This window comes from Mesorhizobium sp. M5C.F.Ca.IN.020.32.2.1 (genome assembly GCF_004023105.1).
Classification (GTDB): Bacteria; Pseudomonadota; Alphaproteobacteria; order Rhizobiales; family Rhizobiaceae; genus Mesorhizobium; species Mesorhizobium wenxiniae.
In genome coordinates, this window is the sequence record NZ_RZSX01000038.1 from 1 (window position 1) to 15,543 (window position 15,543).

The following is a 15,543-nucleotide window of genomic DNA, read 5'->3' on the forward strand; positions in this document are numbered from 1 at the left end:
AGCCTGGACACCTGCACTTCGTTCCGCACTTCGGAAATCTTCTCGGCATCGGTCCGGGTGAAAAAACTCTTCAGGAACGATTCGACATGGACGTCAACGATAGCGACGGTGCAAGTCTGCACCGCCTTGCCGTTCAGCGTCGCCTTCGAAACGCCGACCACGGTGCCTTCAGGCATGGCCTTGCCGGTCGCCCTCCACCCTCTCATGGCTCGTGCGTTTTCGAGTGGAGCCAGCTTCGCAAATGCGTCTTCAGCAATCGGCTCCCATCCAAGCCCGTCTGCGGCGGCCGTTGTCCGGTCGAAATCCGGTCCATGGGCGAGGCAGGTACTATGGAAGCTTTCCAACGCCTGCTCGACATCGACGCCGGCAAGCGCCGGGAATGCCGTGAGGCAGAGGATCGTTACCCCTAGTATTTCGATGCAACGGGACATTTTCGCCTTTTGGCCTACCGCATCGGCGCGCTCGACCAAGAACTGAGTAGTTGCGATGGCGAGCAACCCACGCTCAGGAATAGCAGCCTGAGAATAGGGCGCAGAAGTCGCCGTGACGGCCTCCTTCCGATGCGCTTTTCGCCACCGGTTAGCCTGATCGGCGCCTTGGTAAGCGGGAGAATGCCTTCGCCGCAAAGGAGAGTCCAGAGAGCTTTAAGCGGTTGGTAACTAAGCGGCTGGCTACCGATGCGTGACGACGAGTATGTTTCGGGCATGTTGGAACGCGATGGTGGGAGGAACTGCCAAGTTCGCCGCTCTGCTCATCGCCCTTTGCCACCTCGGACAATTATTGGCCAGATATTGGACGATAGAGCGACGAAATTCTTCTAAGTTCTTGAAATTTATGGTTCCCGCTCATGGGCTCGAACCACGATTCACGCCTTCAAAGGGCGCTGTCCTACCATTAGACGAAGCGGGAGTAGGGGAAGTGAACGCTGTCTAGCACTTTCTCATCCGCGCATGAAGCCGCTTCATGCCGTCATCTGCTTGAGCACGAGACACGCCCTTTTCAGCAGGGCCTTGTAGAAGATAGGAGCAATCGCCGTGATTAAAACCGACCTCTCCGACGTCTACCGACACTACATTGCCTGCCTGAATAAGCAGGACTGGCCGAAGCTGGGACAATTCGTTCATGATGAGGTGATCCACAACGGCCGGCGGCTGGGGTTATCAGGTTATCTCGAAATGCTGGAGGGAGACTTTGCTGAAATTCCGGACCTTCATTTCAACGTTCAGATGCTGATTTCCGATCCGCCCTATATAGCGAGCCGGCTAGCGTTCGACTGTACGCCGAAAGAAATGTTCCTTGGCCTCCCAGTAAACGGGCGGAGAGTTTCCTTTGCTGAGAATATTATCTACGAATTTAGTGACAAAAAAATTGTACAAGCATGGTCTGTTATAGACAAGGCGGCTATCGAAGCTCAGCTTTAGGGCGATAGATTGTCGCGTATCTTGCCTCAAAGCAGTCTTTACGATGCTAGACAATGTGCCTGAGCCTAAACTCGCGTTATGGCCAACAGCCACGCCAGAAGTTCCAGCAACAATAGAAACAAGGCAAGCTGTAGCGACATGCGCAAGCGCTGAATGATCCGCCAATTGCTGGCCATGTCGGTTTTAATGCGCAGCGCAAGCGCGCGGTGCATCACATCCATGGTGCCGGAAGGGTCTTTATCCACAAAGTCCTGGAGCAGCTGCTCTGGATCGAAGCGGAACGTATAGGCGTAGTAGGGCCACAACATGATCACGACCAGCAGCCCGATCAGGAAAAGCAACGCCAGCGCCAGCCAGTCCCACAGCCCCAGTCCGTCCAGGAGAGCCCTGCCGCCGAGGAGAGAACTCACGAACGCGGTTGCAAAGATCAGATTGCCCGCTCGCGTATTGAGGCTCTCCACCACGTTCTGCTGATGCAGGAGACCCCGCACCGCTTCCGCATAAACAAAGGCCAGGCGGGGGTCAGATGCCGCAGCGGGCTGGGAGTGGTTTTCTCCCGCCGATGAAGAATGCTCGGCCATGAGGTGTCGTTCCGCGTTCCGATATGAACCACGATATGAACAATGGCAGCTGCCTGTCTACCGCCTGTCAAGGACCCCGGCCTTGACGCCTGAACACATTGCCCCAGATTACGCGGCGGAGTTTCAGCTATGCGATTCGACTGGCAGGGGCGCAAATTCCTGGAACGGCATTTCGGCATTGTTATCGCAATTGGCCTGGTTGCAGGGCTGTCTGCCCTGGCCGCGCTGGGCTACACGCCTTAAGCCTCGGATTCAGCGCCAAATCCCTAATGTAAGCGAAAGGCAACGGTGCGACGCTACCAGACCGGCGCCACGTGCATTTCAATGCATGACGATGTTTCGCCCCGATATCCCTGCAAAATGCTGCGCTTATTGCGGCGGGCGCGACCACGGCTACGAAGACTGCCCGAAGCGGAAAGCTGACGCCGAACAGCAGAAGGAGCCGGATGTCGATCCAGCCCCAAGCCCGGTATCGGGGATAGAAAAGCCCGACAAAACCGCAGCCTGAACCATCCCGGTGACTGGATCCAATCGGACGAACCCGGCCGCTGCCGAGCGCCTATCGTTTCTGCTGCGTGTGCCCAACGGCATTGGCGAAAGAAATGTCGCCCTTGATCTCGCGCATGGCCATCGAGGTGATCGTCCGGCGCACGCCGGGCAGGCGGCTGAGCTCGACGCGCAGCATCCTGTCCAACGCCATCATGTCGACCGTCACGATCTGCAGGAGATAGTCGGCCTCGCCTGTCGTGGCGTGGCAGCGCCGGATCAGTGGGTGCGCCTGGACGGCGGCCTCGAAGGCTTCGGAAAGCTCGAAATCGATCGACACCTGGATGAAGGCTTCGATGCCGAAGCCGAGTTTTGCCGGGTCGATCCGTGTCGAGTAGCCGCGGATGATGCCGGCGTCCTCCAGCGCCTTGACCCGCTTCCAGCACGGCGTCTTGCTTAAACCGACCTCGTCGGCCAGCACAGCGAAGGAGGTACGCGCGTCGCGTTCCAGCGCAGCGACGATCTTCCGGTCAAGGGCATCCATCATCAAACGTTCTCCAAGACGGCTCCATAAATGGGAGTTCGTCCTTCAATTCTCGCTATTTGAATAACAGAATGGAACAATGTTCAAGCCAAAAGCGCTTATTCTTCAGGCTCGGATGCCCCCGACGGGCCGGGCAAAGGAGCAGCTGCCATGCACAAGCCGGACTATTATGCCCGCATCGAAGCGCCCGAGATGCGCGACTACGGCGTCTACCTCAGGTGCGACAAGCTTCTCGCCTGCCAGAAGCCGCTGGCCGAGATGGTGAATGCCGACGAGCTGCAGTTCCAGATCGTGCATCAGGTCGAGGAGCTGTGGATGAAGCTCATCACCTACACGCTGGTCGATGTCGTCGACTTCCTCGAACAGCAGAACACGCATCGCGTCGTTACGCTGATGGGGCGCGTGCATCGGCTGATGCGCATGATGACGGCGCAGCTCGACCTGCTCGAAACCATGTCGCCCAAGGAATACCAGGAGATTCGCCTGCAACTCGGCAATGGCAGCGGCCAGGAATCGCCGGGCTTCAAGCTGCTCTTGCGCATGCCGCCGGACCTGTGGCGGGCCTTCAAGGCGTCCTATCTCGATGGTCGCGGGCTCTCGGTCGAGGATGTCTACGATATCAGGTATGATCACGGCGACAGCTATGTCGTCGCCGAGGCGCTGATCGAATTCGACGAGCTGTTCCAGAAATTCCGCGCCAATCATCTCTACCTCATCCACCGTTCGATCGGGCTAGGCTCGAAATCGCTCAAGGGCCGGCCGGTCGAACTGCTGCAGGCCGGCGCCCTTCATCGCTTCTTCCCGGAGCTGTGGGACATACGCTGCGAGATGACCGACCGCTGGGGCAGCCAGTACGGGACGGTGCGGGCACCGATCAGCCATCCGGAGGCGGCAGCCGAATAGGCCGCTTCGCGCCCCGCCGGAGTCTCACGGCTGATAGCCGAGGCAGATGGCGCCGAGTGCGACGATAGCGCAGGCGGCGATGCGCCGGGGCGTCAGCACCTCGCCGAGAAACAGCCAACCGATCAACGCCGCGAAGATGACGCTGGTCTCCCGCATCGCCGTGATCGGGCCGGCCGGCCCGAGCGCGAAAGCGGCGACCACGAGGCCGTAGGCCAGCAGCGCGAACACGCCGCCGCCGAGCGCCTTAAGCGTTTCGGCAGAGCGAACATCGACGACGAGCCGGCCACGGAAGGCAATGAAGGCTGCCGGCAGCAGGGCACCGTAGATCAGCAGAACCCATGCGGTGTAGGCAGTGGCGCTTCCCGCCTGACGAACGCCGATCGCATCGACCGTTGCATAGGCGGCGATGATCGCACCCGCCGCCAGCGAATGGAGGATCGATGTGATGTCTGTCCGTCCCTTTCCCAAGGCAAGGCTCATGATGCCGCCGGCGACGAGCCCGACGCCGAGGATTTGCGGCAGGGCGAGATGCTGGTTGGCCAGGAGAAATCCGCCAAGTGTGACCAGCAGCGGCACGCTGCCGCGGACGATCGGATAGACCTGGCCCAGTTCGCCGTTCCTGTAGGCGGCCACCAGAAACATGGTGTAGCCGACCTGCAGGCAGGCCGAGAGCACGACGTAGGGCCAGGCATGGGATGCCGGAAACGCGCTGGAGATCGCCAACGGAATGGCGACCACCGTGCTCGAAAAGCTCATCACGGTGACGGTCCACAGCCTGTCGGCTCCTGTTCGCAGAAAGGCGTTCCAGCTTGCATGCAGGATTGCGGCAAGCAGTGCCAGCCCGATGACCGTCGCGCTCATGGCGCGGTCATGGCGCTGGGAGCGGCGATGATGCTGAAGGCAGCCTTGCGGGCATCGCAAATGGCTGTGGCGGCCTGTCCCATCTCAGCCATGAGAGTTGCCCCCTCGATGAGCATCAGCAGCGCCGCCGCCGTGCTTGCGGCCCGGTCGGGCGGCATGATGTCCTCGAGGATGGACTGCATCCTGCGCCTGAGGCCGTTCTTCTGCCCGGCGACGGCCTTGAACACCGGGTGCTCTGGGTTGCCAAACTCTGCCAGCGCATGCGCAAACAGGCAGCCGTGGAAATCGGCGCTGCGAAACCAGCGCTCGTACCAGTCGAAGATGGTCGCGATCTTCTGCTCAGGCGTGACGGCTTCTTCCGCAAGGCGATCGAGCTGACGGTCGAAACGCCGGGCGCGATAGTCGAGCACCTGGACGATCAGATCGTCCTTGCTGGGGAAGTGACGATACATCGTCATCTTGGCGACCTCCGCCTCGGCGATGATCCGGTCGATGCCGGTGGCATGGAAGCCGTCGCGCTTGAACAGTGCATAAGCGGTTTCGACGACGTGCCTGCGCTTATCGGAGCCGAGCGGCGATGATGAGATCATGGCTTGTCACCCTAAGAAGTGAGACAGGTCTGTCTATTAACTAGGCGAGGAACTCCCGTCGGTCAAGGCCGTCGCCGGATCCTGGTGATGAACGTAAAACAGCAGCGGTGCTGCGACGATCGCAGCCGGACGGTTTATTCATGAGGGGACAGGGCATGGAAAGTTTCGGCCGATGTCGGACTCGCGGCCGACCGATCGTCCTTGGGTCGAAACCGTCGCAACAGCTGGGAGAGAGACATGCCGTCCGAAGTCCTTCAAACGCCATGGCAGACCGCCGCAATCCTCATTGGCCGCCTGATCTTCGCGGCTGTCTTCCTGATGGCGGTGGCCTTCAAGTTCATGGATATGGGCGCCACCGCGGGCTACATCGCCGCCGCCGGATTTCCGTTCCCGTTTTTTCTGGCCTGGTGCGCGGCGCTGCTCGAAATCGTCCTCGTGCTGTGCTTCCTGACCGGCGCTTTCTTCTCGCAGGCCGCTCTTGTCGCCGGCGCCTATGTGCTGTTCCTCGGTTTTGCCTTCCACGGGCCGTCGCACTGGGCCGGCAACCAGGCCGAATTCGGCTTCTTCGTCGATCATTTTACTTTCCTGGCCGGGCTGCTGTTTGCCGCAGTGCACGGGCCGGGCCGCGTGCTGACGCTGAACCGTGAATTCGCCAGATCCTGATCCGGGAGCTGCGGTCGCAAAGTACGGAGCAGGCCGGCGGCGTAGTACGATATATTTGCCGCCCCTAATGTTTCGGCTCGGCGAAGATGGACTTGTATTGCCTCTGTACTTGTGACTTTGAACGCGATAAGCAAGACGCGGGTCTTTGGGGGGAATTCATGAACATCGCCATGCGTTTTGCTGCCGTCATGGTCGGCACGTCACTGCTTGCCGGCTGCACCACGCTGACGGAAGGAGAGTTCAACACGATGCATGCCACACTTGAAGGCAGCCCTGCCGTGAAGCGCATGGTCATCAAGGACTGCATTGCAAGAGAGAGAGCCACGCCGCTCGGCCAAAAGAAGACTTACGCCGCGATCATGGATGTGAGCGTGGCGAAGTACGAGACAGCCTTCTGCAGCCGTATCAGCAATGCCCTTGCCAATGGCAGGCTGACCTACGCCGACTATGTGAAGCTGCATTCGCCCACCGCCGACAACAGCAAGGTCATCAGGATCATGCAGGGCCGCTAGACTGGCCGCCTCGGCGCGTCAGTTCTGTTCGCCGCCTCACATCTGGTCGTTGTAGGGTTCCTTCATCTGGCCGACCATGCGCGCCAGTTTCGAGAACGACGGCATGTCCGCCTCCGGCTGACACTGATTGGCCAGTTCCAGCAGCCGGATCGGGAAGTTGACGGCATCGCGGCTCGACGCCGACATGCCTTCGGACCGCTCCTCGCTGGTCTCGCTGGCTTCGGCCTTGCGCAAGGCGATGTCTATCTCCTCGACCGTCAGCACGCCCTTGCGGACCAGGACCTGATTGATCGATGCGACGGCCATCAGCAGGCCTTCGAGTTGCAGATTGGCGACATTCATGGCTTTGCTCCCATTGGCAAAATTGCAAACGCGCGAACGCCGGTTCCGATCCGGACAGCTGCAGCATATCGCGGCGCGGGGCCGAATTTTGGGCCGGCCCACGAGATTTCGCTTGCTTTGTGACGGCAGCTATGCTAGGAATATAGTCATGGTGCTGAGTTGCGCCAACGACCCGCCCGCCGAGGCGGGTTTTTGTTTTTTGCCTTCTCGAACGTTTGTGCCTGTGTTGCCGATAGCAAATGTCGGCGGGACGGCACCCCCTCTGTCCTGTCCTGCCGGACAGAGGGGGCGCGAACGATCGCGACGCTTCCCGTAACGAATACTGCACCTCCCAGAGACCCCCAATGTCCAACCGTTATGCCACCATCATCATCGACGATGACGGCCGTGAGGTGGTCAGCGCCATCGGCCAGTTCGAGGGCGTACCCGATGCGCGCCGCGGCCGGGTCGAGCCGGTCGCGGACGGCGTGCGGATCGGCATGGTCCGGGGCGGTTCCGTCGATGCGGTCGGCGGCTTTGGCTTTGCCGTGGGAGCACCTGGCATCGACGCCGGTGCGCTCGGTATGGTCCGCGCCAGGCTGAAACAAGTGTCACGACCGGCCGCCGAGGCGACCGAGGGCGCGACCGGCGCCGCCAGAGCGCCGCGCGCCAAACCCCGCAAGAAGCCGCGTAAGGCCCGAAGGGCTGCACGGCCGGCGGCGAGCAAAGCGGCGAAGTCCGACACAGCCGGGGGCGCTGCGGCCGAGATCGGGCCAGCCGAGCCTGTCGGGGCCGCAGCCAATGACTGACAAAGCTTCCGCCGCCAAGTCGCCCGGCCGCGCCAGGCGCAAGCCGCCCGGCACACCGGCGCGGCCGCCGGCGCCGCGCCCGAAGCGGGCGAAGAAGACGCTGGGCGATGGTTTCCTCGAAGCCATCCGCGCCGATTTCCGGGCGCATGGCGCCGGCGTCATCGCCAAGGTTCGCATCGAAAAGCCCGACCAGTATCTGAAGATCGTGCTGTCGGTATTGCCCAAGGATCTCGGCGCCAACATCAACACTCTGGATGGATTGAGCGATGACGAAATCAGGCAGCGCATCCGCGGCCTCGAAGCCGTCCTCGGGCCGTTCCTCGCGGGCCTTGGCGGCGAAGAAGGAGTATCTGAGCCTGCTGGCGGAGCTGGACCGGAGGCGCCGCACTAACCAGCTTGCCGCCTACCGGCCTTACCTCAGGCAGGCCGAGTTCCATGCGGCGGGCGCGACCAACCGCGAGCGGCTGTTCATGGCCGGCAACCAGCTCGGCAAGACAAGGGCCGGCGGTGCGGAATGGGCAATGCACCTCACCGGCCGCTATCCCAGGTGGTGGCAAGGCAAGGTCTTCGACGCGGCCGTGCGGCTGTGGGCGGCCGGCGTTACCGGCGAAGGCACGCGCGACAACCCGCAGCGCATCCTGCTTGGCCCGCCGCAGCAGCCGGCGGCCTGGGGCACCGGCATGATCCCGGCCGACGCCATCGTCAGCACGATGGCGGGACGGGCGCCGGGCGCGCTCGACAGCGTCGTGGTGCGCTGGGGGGGCGGCGGCGATGTTCAGGCCGATGAATCGGTGCTGTCGTTCAAGAGCTACGAGAAGGGCCGTGAGAAATGGCAGGGCGAAACGCTGCACGGCGTCTGGTTCGACGAGGAGCCGCCGCTCGACATCTATTCCGAAGGACTGACCCGCACCAACGCGACAGGCGGCATCACCATCGTCACCTTCACGCCGCTGCTCGGCATGTCGGATGTGGTGCTGCTGTTTTTGTCGGCCGGCGAGGTGGAGGGAATGGGGAGGGGGTGACATCGCAGAACGGTTCCTCGCCCCCGCAGAGCGGGGGAGAGGTGGCCGCGCAGCGGCCGGAGAGGGCTTTCGCAGGCGTCTTCCGGTAAGCGAGACTTCTTTTTACCATTCCCATCTGGAGGGACGGGCGTCCCCCTCTCCGTCTCGGCTTCGCCGAGCCACCTCTCCCCACTCCGTGGGGCGAGGAACCCAAGCTTTCCAAAGGTCAGCCATGACCCGCCACGTCACCTTCATGACCATCGACGATGCCGAGCACTACACGCCGCAGCAGCGCGCCGAGATCATTGCCGCCTATCCGGCGCATGAGCGCGAGGCGCGCGCCAAGGGCATTCCGGTGCTGGGCTCCGGCCGCATCTTTCCGGTGGCCGAAGAATTGATCGCCTGCGAGCCGTTCCGGCTGCCGCGCTACTGGCCGCGGCTCGGCGCGCTGGACTTCGGCTGGGATCATCCGTCGGCAGCGGTCGAGCTCGCCTGGGATACGGAGGCCGATGTCGTCTATATCTCGAAAGCCTGCCGGGCGTCGCAGCAGACTCCCGCCATGCAGGCGCTGACCTTAAAACCGTGGGGCGAATGGCTGCCCTGGGCATGGCCGCGCGACGGCCGTCGCGAGACACTGGAAGGTGCCGGCCTGGCACTCGCCAAACAATACGCCGCGCATGGGCTGAACATGCTGACCAGCCATGCGCAGTTCCCAGACGGTTCCGTCTCGGTCGAGGCCGGGCTGATGGAGATGCTCGACCGCATGCAATCAGGCCGCTTCAAGGTGTTCTCGATGCTTTTGCCCTGGTTCGAGGAATTCCGGCTCTATCACCGCAAGGACGGCCAGGTGGTGAAGCTGCGCGATGATTTGATGGCGGCGACGCGTTACGGCGTGATGATGCTGAGGGAAGCGGTGGTCGATCCGGCGGATTTCAAGATGGCACGGCGGAGGGTGGGGCAGAGCGATCCGCTGGGGGCGTTTCGGTAACTCGACGGCAACCACGCACCATGACCGCCTCATGACCGTCCGCATCATCCCTGCCACCCTGCGCGACCTCTCCTACATCGCCGCCAATCTGCGGCCCGAGGACCGGGCCGAGATCGACTGCCAGCTCGACGCGTGGTCGCCGGCGCTGCTGGCGCTGACGGCGTTGCAGGGGTTTGCCTATGTCGCCGAGCTGGACGGCAATCCTGAGGCCGGCTTTGGCGCCGCCGAACAGCGCGGCGGGTTGTGGATCGCCTGGAGCTGGGGCACGCGCCGCATGAAGCGCTGCGTGCCTGGTATCACCGGGTTCGTTCACGCCGTGCTCGGGCCTGACGTGGCCGCGCGCGGCGCCTGGCGGGTCGAGGCGCGGGCGCTCGCCGCCAATGAATTGGCGCTGCGCTGGCTCGGTCGGCTTGGCGCGACGGAACGCTGCCGCTTGCCGGGTTACGGCCGGAATGGCGAAGATTTTTTACTCTACGACTGGACAAGAGAAAGCTGGAACCATGTGCCTCTTCCAAAAGCCGCCGGCGCTGAAGCCGCTGCCACCGACACCGACCATCGCCGACAAAGACGTGCAGGCGCGCGAGGCGGCACTCAGGGCTGAGCTCGAACAGCGCCAGGGCACCGCCGGCACGGTCAAGACCGATCTGTCGCCCAGCGACCTCACCGGCCAGCGCCGCGTGCTGCTGGGGGTGTGATTATGGGCGCGATGAAGCAGGTGTTCAGGAATCGCAGCGGTTTGCCCTGGTAGACCTGGCGGCTGGCGCGGTTGGTGAAGAGGTGAGGATAGTCTCCCCTCAAGGGGGGAGATCGCTATCACCCCGGCTTCCGCGCAAATGCCCACACCATCAGCGGGTATTCCTCGTCGTTGCTGAGGTCGCGCCATAGGCCGTAGGCGTGCACTGGGCCGCCGATATGGGCTTTTGCGCAGGCTTTATTGCCCCAGCCGAACACTTCTATTTCGGATTCCGGGAAGCCGCCTTCGACCATCACCTGCTTCAGTCCGGCGGGAGTCCAGCGGTTTGTAGTCGTGCGGCCTGGCATGCACCCTGAACAGGAACGGCGTGGCCACCATCGCCCAGCCGCCCGGCCGGGTCATGGCATGGATATTTTGCGCGGCGGCAAGCGGCCGGTGCACATGCTCCAGCACCTGGTCGGCGATGACGACGGAATATTGCCGGTCGGTGCGGTCCTTGCAGATGTCGAAATCGGGGAAATCGACCGAGGTCTAGTTGGAGCACATCGTCTTCCAGTAGCGGTTCCAGCCAGGCGAAACCTCGATCACGTCAGATGACTTGCGGCCGTCCGCCTCAAGAAACGCGGTGAATGCCTCGATCTGCCTGATGCGCAGCCGGTTGCGGGAGTCGTAGCCGATCAGCCGCTTTGCAACCTGCTTGCTACGCCTCGTCAGGGCACCGGGTAGGCTCTCCGTCATTGTCACATCGACCTCCTTAAAGGCCCGCCGCGCCACCCTTGAACATCGCAAAAGCGGACAAACTCGACCGCCCTAAAATAAGCTCAGACCACCGCAGAAAGAATGCCATGACGAGCGATTCCCGCGCCCACGATATCCTGTCGCGACAGGCCGAACTGGAGAGCGAGCGCAGCCAGTATGAGGCTGTCTGGGAGACGGTGTCGGAATTCTGCGACCCCGACGCGCCCGATGTCTGGAGCGGGCGCCGGCAATCCGGACCTGACTCGCAGGCTGAGCGGCAGGAGCGGCGGGGGGCGCGGGAGTAGACCAGACGTTATCCAGAGGCGGAGCTCAAGCTGCCTGACGTCGGCTACATGCGCCAGCTGTCGCCGGAAGGTGTCCTGTCGGTCAATCCGTCGGGCATCCTGGCGCTGCACGGCAGCGGGCCGAAGCAAGCCGTCGACGTGCTGAAGAAAACGAGCATCCCGTTCATCGAGGTGCCCGAGCGTTACGACCGCCAAGGCATTCTCGAAAAGATCCACATCGTCGGCAAGGCGCTCGGCGCCGACGCCAAGGCCGATGCGTTGGCGGCGGAGGTCGATACCAAGCTGAAGGCCGCCGAAAAGCAGACCGCTTCGATCAAGGACCGCAAACGCGTCCTGTTCGTGCTGTCGATGCAGGGCGGCAAGATCCTCGCTTCCGGCAGCGACACTGCCGCCGACGGCATCATCAAGCTTTCCGGCGGTGTCAACGCGGTCGACGGCTTCTCCGGCTACAAGCAATTGTCCGAGGAGGCTGTTATCACCGCCAGGCCCGATGTGATCCTGATGATGAACAATGCCGGTCCTGCCGCATCGGATGACGAATTGTTCGCGAACCCGTCCATCCTGTCGACACCGGCGGGTGCCGCGCGCAAGGTGGTCCGCATGGATGGCGGCTATCTGCTCGGCTTCGGGCCGCGCACGGCCGACGTCATCCACGACCTTGCCGCCTCGCTTTATGGCGGGCAGTCCGCGGACTGAGCGGGCACCCAATGGTGGATCAATCGATCGCTGGTGCGGGCACTATGGCGACAGCATCCGACGGCGACCGGTCGGGGCGCGCGCGCACCGTCATCCTGCTTTTGTGCCTGGGGCTTGCCGTTGCCGTGCTGTTGTCGCTGACCTCAGGCGCATCCGATGCCTCGGCCGTCGGCGTCGTCGGCGACTGGCTGGTGGGTGCAGCACCCGGCAATGAGGCGCTGAGCGCACGCGACCGCCTGATCGTCTACGACATCCGCCTGCCGCGCGTCATCCTCGGTGTGCTGATCGGCGCCGCCCTTGCCGTCTCCGGCGCGGTCATGCAAGGGCTGTTCCGCAATCCGTTGGCAGACCCCGGTCTCATCGGCGTTTCGGCTGGATCGAGCCTCGGCGCGGTGGCCGTCATCGTGCTTGGCGCCACGGTGCTGGCGCCGGCAACATCTCTGCTGGGCACGCTTGCCCTGCCGCTGGCGGCGTTCTGCGGCGGGCTGGCGACGACGTTGGTGCTCTATCAGGTCGCCACCAGGCACGGCCAAACCTCGGTCGCCACCATGCTGCTCGCCGGCATTGCGCTGGCGGCGCTTGCCATGGCGCTGACCGGTATTCTGATCTTCATGGCCGACGACCGGCAGTTGCGCGACCTGACCTTCTGGCAGCTCGGCTCGCTCGCCGGCGCGACTTGGCAGAAGATCGGCTCCGTCGGGCCTGTGATCGTGCTGGCGCTGGCGGCGATGCCGTTCCTGGCACGCGGCCTCAACGCGCTGGCGCTGGGCGAAGCCACCGCCGGCCATCTCGGTATCCCGGTGCAGCGGCTGAAATACACTGCAATCATCGGCGTTTCGGCGGCGGTCGGGGCATCTGTCGCCGTCAGCGGCGGCATCGGATTTGTCGGCATCGTCGTGCCGCATCTGCTGCGCCTGGCTATCGGCCCGGACAATCGTTATTTGCTGCCGGCCTCTGCCCTGCTTGGCGCTTGCCTGCTGCTTCTGGCTGACGCCGTCGCCCGCACCATCGTGGCGCCGGCCGAGCTGCCGATCGGCATCGTCACCGCGATCGCCGGCGCCCCGTTCTTCCTCTGGATCCTGCTGCGCAAGCGTGGCGTCATTGACCTGTGAGAGGGGACCTGTGAGGGGGCTTTCATGATCGAAGTGCGGGCATGATCGAAGCGCGGAATGTATCGGTGGCGATCGGCGGCAAGCGCATCGTCGCCAATGTCGATTTCGACATGCGGTCCGGCGAAATCGCGGCCATCGTCGGCCCCAACGGTTCGGGCAAGACGACCTTGCTGAGGGCGTTGTCCGGCGACCTGGCCCATTCGGGAGAGGTCACCATCAACGGCCGCGACCTGTCGGCGATGAAGCCGGTCGAGGCAGCGACGATGCGCGCCGTGCTGCCGCAGGCGACGACGCTGTCCTTTCCGTTCACGGTGCGTGAGATCGTCAGGCTCGGCCTGCTCGGCGGGCGCTCGGGCGCGCTGCCCGGCGAGGACGAGCGCCTGCCCGAACGGGCGCTGGCACGGGTCGATCTCGACGGCTTTGCCGGCCGGTTCTACCAGGAGCTTTCGGGCGGCGAGCAGCAGCGCGTGCAGTTGGCCCGTGTGCTCTGCCAGGTCTGGGCGCCGGTCCTCGACGGCAAACCGCGCTATCTCTTCCTCGACGAGCCGGTGTCCAGCCTCGACATCAAGCACCAATTGATCATCATGAACATCGCCCGCGATTTCGCCAGACGGGGCGGCGGCGTGGTCGCCATCCTGCACGACCTCAATTTGACGGCGATGTATGCCGACCGGATTTTCGTCATGCATCGCGGCAGGCTAGCCGCCACCGGCTCACCGCTGGACGTGCTGAGCGACGATCTGATCGAAAAAGTCTTCGATTGCCGGCTGAGGGTCGGCGTGCTGCCTGCCGGATACGTGCCGTTCGTGCTGCCGCAATCCGCAGCCTAAGCAAAAATCAGGCGGCCGGCGCCCTTTGCACCAGCATGTCGATGCCGAGCAGGTGCCGCACGTTCGGGCGCGCCGCCACCATGTCGGCGATCGTATAGCGCTCGAGCACGGCGAAGAACGCATTGAGCGCCTCGCGCAGCGCCGAATTCAGTGAGCAACTGTCGACCAGCGGACATTCGGCGGCGTCGTTCTCGAAGCATTCGGCCATGGCGAAGCTCTCTTCGGTCACGCGCACGACGTCGAACAGGGTGATCGATTCGGCCGGGCGGCCGAGCCTGACACCGCCGTTCCTGCCGCGGACCGTCTCGACCAGACCATGCTCGACCAAAGGCTGCAGGATCTTGAAAAGAAAGAGTTCGGACACCGAGTAGGCGGCCGCGATCTCCGGGATGCGGCTCAGCCGATCGGTATTCGCGGCGCAATACATCAGGATGCGCATGGCGTAGTTGGTCTGGCGTGTCAGCCGCATTTTGTCCTCACGAAGCAGTAGCTTGAGCCTAATATGGCCTATACCTTGGAATAATTCCAGACTGGCAGCGCATAATAGCTGAATATCTTTATCAGGTTTGTGTGGGCGTTCGTGCAAACCATAATCCTGATATGGCGCGCATTCGGGTGGCGGATTACTAAGTTAAGGCCGCGAGATCGACCAGGAGCAGTTCATTCATGTCACAATCAGCACCGGCTTTGGCATCCGCTCGGTTTGATGCCGACGCGGAGGCCAAGCTTTCGGCGCTTCGGCGCACCAAGTTCGTCGCCACCGCAGCGCTCGCGCTCTGCGTCCTCATCTTTGCGGTGGCCAAGTCGTTCGAGGGCCGTTTTGCCTGGCTGGGCTTCGTCGCCGCTTTCGCCGAGGCGGCGACGATCGGCGGGCTGGCCGACTGGTATGCGGTGGTGGCGCTGTTCAGACGGCCGCTCGGCCTGCCGATCCCGCACACCGCGATCATCCCGGAGAACCAGAACCGCATCGCCGACAATCTCGGCCGCTTCATCGAGGTCAATTTCCTGGCGCCCGAGCCGGTGCGTGAAAAGCTTGCCGAGGTCGACTTTTCCGCGCTCGTCGCCGACTGGCTGGCCGACCAGAACCGCGCCGCCGATCTGTCGCATTTCGTCGGCCGGCTGGTGCCGCAGACACTGGCGGCGGTCGAGCAATCCGGCCTGCGCGGCTTCGTCACCAGCCGCATGCTGGAGCAGATCGAAAAGGTGCCGCTGGCGCCGCTCGCCGCCGAGTTGCTGTCGGCTCTGACCGATGATCGCCGCCACCAAAGACTGTTCGACGAATTCACCAAGGTCGTTGGCCGATTCCTGAGCGACGAGCAGGCGCTGGCGACGATGCGCGAGAAGATCCGCGAGGAACTGCCGTCGCTGTTCAATCTGTTTCGCGCCGACGCCTATCTGCTGAAGAAGATCGTCGCCTCCGCCGGTTCGCTGCTCGACGAGGTGAGGGCCGATCCCGATCACCCGATGCGCGCCGAATTCGACCGTTTT

Annotated in this window: 19 protein-coding genes, 1 tRNA gene and 4 pseudogenes; 15 read left to right on the plus strand and 9 right to left on the minus strand. The window is 63.2% G+C overall.

The window, feature by feature from the left end; genetic code table 11:
* Both EOA86_RS03365 and EOA86_RS03370 read right to left on the minus strand, forming a co-directional pair.
* Positions 1-431: pseudogene (locus EOA86_RS03365) on the minus strand (hypothetical protein); the annotation flags it as partial.
* A gap of 404 nt (positions 432-835) precedes the next feature.
* Positions 836-909 (minus strand) — tRNA-Gln (locus tag EOA86_RS03370).
* A 125-nt stretch (positions 910-1,034) separates the two neighbouring features.
* On the opposite strand from EOA86_RS03370, the gene EOA86_RS03375 reads away from it, so the two are divergent.
* On the plus strand, positions 1,035-1,421 hold the full coding sequence (locus EOA86_RS03375; RefSeq protein WP_127210689.1) for an ester cyclase: 387 nt from the start codon (positions 1,035-1,037) through the stop codon (positions 1,419-1,421).
* 65 nt (positions 1,422-1,486) lie between these two features.
* On the opposite strand, the gene EOA86_RS03380 is transcribed toward EOA86_RS03375, so the two are convergent.
* Both EOA86_RS03380 and EOA86_RS03385 read right to left on the minus strand, forming a co-directional pair.
* Positions 1,487-2,002 carry a hypothetical protein gene (locus EOA86_RS03380; protein WP_095520879.1) on the minus strand — a complete coding sequence of 172 codons (516 nt, stop codon included), beginning with the start codon at positions 2,000-2,002 and terminating at the stop codon, positions 1,487-1,489.
* 559 nt (positions 2,003-2,561) lie between these two features.
* On the minus strand, positions 2,562-3,035 hold the full coding sequence (locus tag EOA86_RS03385; RefSeq protein ID WP_065009064.1) for an Lrp/AsnC family transcriptional regulator: 474 nt from the start codon (positions 3,033-3,035) through the stop codon (positions 2,562-2,564).
* A 147-nt stretch (positions 3,036-3,182) separates the two neighbouring features.
* Between EOA86_RS03385 and EOA86_RS03390 the strand changes: the two genes are divergently transcribed.
* Entirely contained in the window at positions 3,183-3,935 is a 753-nt protein-coding gene (locus EOA86_RS03390; RefSeq protein ID WP_065009063.1) for a tryptophan 2,3-dioxygenase family protein, read from the plus strand.
* A 24-nt stretch (positions 3,936-3,959) separates the two neighbouring features.
* On the opposite strand, the gene EOA86_RS03395 is transcribed toward EOA86_RS03390, so the two are convergent.
* A complete protein-coding gene (locus tag EOA86_RS03395) occupies positions 3,960-4,796 on the minus strand; it encodes a DMT family transporter (RefSeq protein WP_128340709.1) in 837 nt (278 codons plus the stop codon).
* Positions 4,793-5,383, minus strand: a complete 591-nt coding sequence (locus EOA86_RS03400; protein WP_128340718.1) for a TetR/AcrR family transcriptional regulator — start codon at positions 5,381-5,383, stop codon at positions 4,793-4,795. The genes EOA86_RS03395 and EOA86_RS03400 overlap by 4 nt, the downstream gene beginning before the upstream one ends.
* A 240-nt stretch (positions 5,384-5,623) precedes the next feature.
* Here EOA86_RS03400 and EOA86_RS03405 point away from each other — a divergent pair, with 240 nt between their 5' ends.
* Positions 5,624-6,049: a DoxX family protein gene (locus tag EOA86_RS03405; protein WP_128340710.1), complete on the plus strand. Its 426-nt coding sequence runs from the start codon at positions 5,624-5,626 to the stop codon at positions 6,047-6,049.
* Between the two features lie 158 nt (positions 6,050-6,207).
* Entirely contained in the window at positions 6,208-6,561 is a 354-nt protein-coding gene (locus EOA86_RS03410) for a hypothetical protein (protein WP_127210685.1), read from the plus strand.
* 36 nt (positions 6,562-6,597) lie between these two features.
* Here the strand turns inward: EOA86_RS03410 and EOA86_RS03415 are convergent, their stop codons facing one another.
* Positions 6,598-6,903, minus strand: a complete 306-nt coding sequence (locus EOA86_RS03415; RefSeq protein ID WP_023803842.1) for a hypothetical protein — start codon at positions 6,901-6,903, stop codon at positions 6,598-6,600.
* A 344-nt stretch (positions 6,904-7,247) separates the two neighbouring features.
* Between EOA86_RS03415 and EOA86_RS03420 the strand changes: the two genes are divergently transcribed.
* The 6 genes and pseudogenes from EOA86_RS03420 (at position 7,248) to EOA86_RS41135 (ending at position 10,375) form a co-directional block, all read left to right on the plus strand.
* Positions 7,248-7,691: a hypothetical protein gene (locus EOA86_RS03420; protein ID WP_128340711.1), complete on the plus strand. Its 444-nt coding sequence runs from the start codon at positions 7,248-7,250 to the stop codon at positions 7,689-7,691.
* Entirely contained in the window at positions 7,684-8,082 is a 399-nt protein-coding gene (locus EOA86_RS03425; RefSeq protein ID WP_245497112.1) for a hypothetical protein, read from the plus strand. The genes EOA86_RS03420 and EOA86_RS03425 overlap by 8 nt, the downstream gene beginning before the upstream one ends.
* Positions 8,021-8,677: pseudogene (locus EOA86_RS03430) on the plus strand (terminase family protein); the annotation flags it as partial. The gene EOA86_RS03425 and the pseudogene EOA86_RS03430, both read left to right, overlap by 62 nt.
* Before the next feature lie 247 nt (positions 8,678-8,924).
* Positions 8,925-9,680, plus strand: coding sequence for a terminase family protein (locus tag EOA86_RS03435; RefSeq protein ID WP_128340713.1), 756 nt, complete (start codon positions 8,925-8,927; stop codon positions 9,678-9,680).
* Positions 9,681-9,711: 31 nt separating this feature from the next.
* Positions 9,712-10,281, plus strand: coding sequence for a hypothetical protein (locus tag EOA86_RS03440; RefSeq protein WP_128340714.1), 570 nt, complete (start codon positions 9,712-9,714; stop codon positions 10,279-10,281).
* On the plus strand, positions 10,250-10,375 hold the full coding sequence (locus tag EOA86_RS41135) for a hypothetical protein (RefSeq protein ID WP_280950361.1): 126 nt from the start codon (positions 10,250-10,252) through the stop codon (positions 10,373-10,375). The genes EOA86_RS03440 and EOA86_RS41135 overlap by 32 nt, the downstream gene beginning before the upstream one ends.
* A 118-nt stretch (positions 10,376-10,493) precedes the next feature.
* Here the strand turns inward: EOA86_RS41135 and EOA86_RS41410 are convergent.
* Positions 10,494-11,112: pseudogene (locus EOA86_RS41410) on the minus strand (methyltransferase domain-containing protein).
* Positions 11,113-11,219: 107 nt separating this feature from the next.
* Here EOA86_RS41410 and EOA86_RS39940 point away from each other — a divergent pair.
* The 4 genes and pseudogenes from EOA86_RS39940 (at position 11,220) to EOA86_RS03460 (ending at position 14,055) form a co-directional block, all read left to right on the plus strand.
* Positions 11,220-11,417, plus strand: coding sequence for a hypothetical protein (locus EOA86_RS39940; RefSeq protein ID WP_245497118.1), 198 nt, complete (start codon positions 11,220-11,222; stop codon positions 11,415-11,417).
* Positions 11,406-12,113 (plus strand): annotated as a pseudogene (locus EOA86_RS03450) (ABC transporter substrate-binding protein); the annotation flags it as partial. The gene EOA86_RS39940 and the pseudogene EOA86_RS03450, both read left to right, overlap by 12 nt.
* Positions 12,114-12,124: 11 nt before the next feature.
* Positions 12,125-13,225: an iron ABC transporter permease gene (locus EOA86_RS03455; RefSeq protein ID WP_128340715.1), complete on the plus strand. Its 1,101-nt coding sequence runs from the start codon at positions 12,125-12,127 to the stop codon at positions 13,223-13,225.
* Between the two features lie 41 nt (positions 13,226-13,266).
* The gene (locus EOA86_RS03460) at positions 13,267-14,055 is read left to right on the plus strand and encodes a heme ABC transporter ATP-binding protein (protein ID WP_128340716.1); all 789 of its coding nucleotides are present in this window, start codon (positions 13,267-13,269) and stop codon (positions 14,053-14,055) included.
* A gap of 7 nt (positions 14,056-14,062) precedes the next feature.
* On the opposite strand, the gene rirA is transcribed toward EOA86_RS03460, so the two are convergent.
* Positions 14,063-14,524 (minus strand): iron-responsive transcriptional regulator RirA, encoded by a 462-nt coding sequence (rirA, locus tag EOA86_RS03465; RefSeq protein WP_127210261.1) that lies wholly within the window; start codon positions 14,522-14,524, stop codon positions 14,063-14,065.
* A gap of 197 nt (positions 14,525-14,721) precedes the next feature.
* On the opposite strand from rirA, the gene EOA86_RS03470 reads away from it, so the two are divergent.
* Positions 14,722-15,543, plus strand: an 822-nt coding sequence (locus tag EOA86_RS03470; protein ID WP_128340717.1) for a DUF445 family protein, incomplete at its 3' end; no start/stop codon positions are given.

What these genes read in the sequence shown, in the direction of transcription:
- EOA86_RS03380 (WP_095520879.1), bottom strand. Translation starts at nt 2,002, where the DNA reads ATGGCCGAGCATTCTTCATCGGCGGGAGAAAACCACTCCCAGCCCGCT.
- EOA86_RS03385 (WP_065009064.1), bottom strand. Translation starts at nt 3,035, where the DNA reads ATGATGGATGCCCTTGACCGGAAGATCGTCGCTGCGCTGGAACGCGAC.
- EOA86_RS03390 (WP_065009063.1), top strand. Translation starts at nt 3,183, where the DNA reads ATGCACAAGCCGGACTATTATGCCCGCATCGAAGCGCCCGAGATGCGC.
- EOA86_RS03395 (WP_128340709.1), bottom strand. Translation starts at nt 4,796, where the DNA reads ATGAGCGCGACGGTCATCGGGCTGGCACTGCTTGCCGCAATCCTGCAT.
- EOA86_RS03405 (WP_128340710.1), top strand. Translation starts at nt 5,624, where the DNA reads ATGCCGTCCGAAGTCCTTCAAACGCCATGGCAGACCGCCGCAATCCTC.
- EOA86_RS03410 (WP_127210685.1), top strand. Translation starts at nt 6,208, where the DNA reads ATGAACATCGCCATGCGTTTTGCTGCCGTCATGGTCGGCACGTCACTG.
- EOA86_RS03415 (WP_023803842.1), bottom strand. Translation starts at nt 6,903, where the DNA reads ATGAATGTCGCCAATCTGCAACTCGAAGGCCTGCTGATGGCCGTCGCA.
- EOA86_RS03420 (WP_128340711.1), top strand. Translation starts at nt 7,248, where the DNA reads ATGTCCAACCGTTATGCCACCATCATCATCGACGATGACGGCCGTGAG.
- EOA86_RS03425 (WP_245497112.1), top strand. Translation starts at nt 7,684, where the DNA reads ATGACTGACAAAGCTTCCGCCGCCAAGTCGCCCGGCCGCGCCAGGCGC.
- EOA86_RS03435 (WP_128340713.1), top strand. Translation starts at nt 8,925, where the DNA reads ATGACCCGCCACGTCACCTTCATGACCATCGACGATGCCGAGCACTAC.
- EOA86_RS03440 (WP_128340714.1), top strand. Translation starts at nt 9,712, where the DNA reads ATGACCGTCCGCATCATCCCTGCCACCCTGCGCGACCTCTCCTACATC.
- EOA86_RS39940 (WP_245497118.1), top strand. Translation starts at nt 11,220, where the DNA reads ATGACGAGCGATTCCCGCGCCCACGATATCCTGTCGCGACAGGCCGAA.
- EOA86_RS03455 (WP_128340715.1), top strand. Translation starts at nt 12,125, where the DNA reads ATGGTGGATCAATCGATCGCTGGTGCGGGCACTATGGCGACAGCATCC.
- EOA86_RS03460 (WP_128340716.1), top strand. Translation starts at nt 13,267, where the DNA reads ATGATCGAAGCGCGGAATGTATCGGTGGCGATCGGCGGCAAGCGCATC.
- rirA (WP_127210261.1), bottom strand. Translation starts at nt 14,524, where the DNA reads ATGCGGCTGACACGCCAGACCAACTACGCCATGCGCATCCTGATGTAT.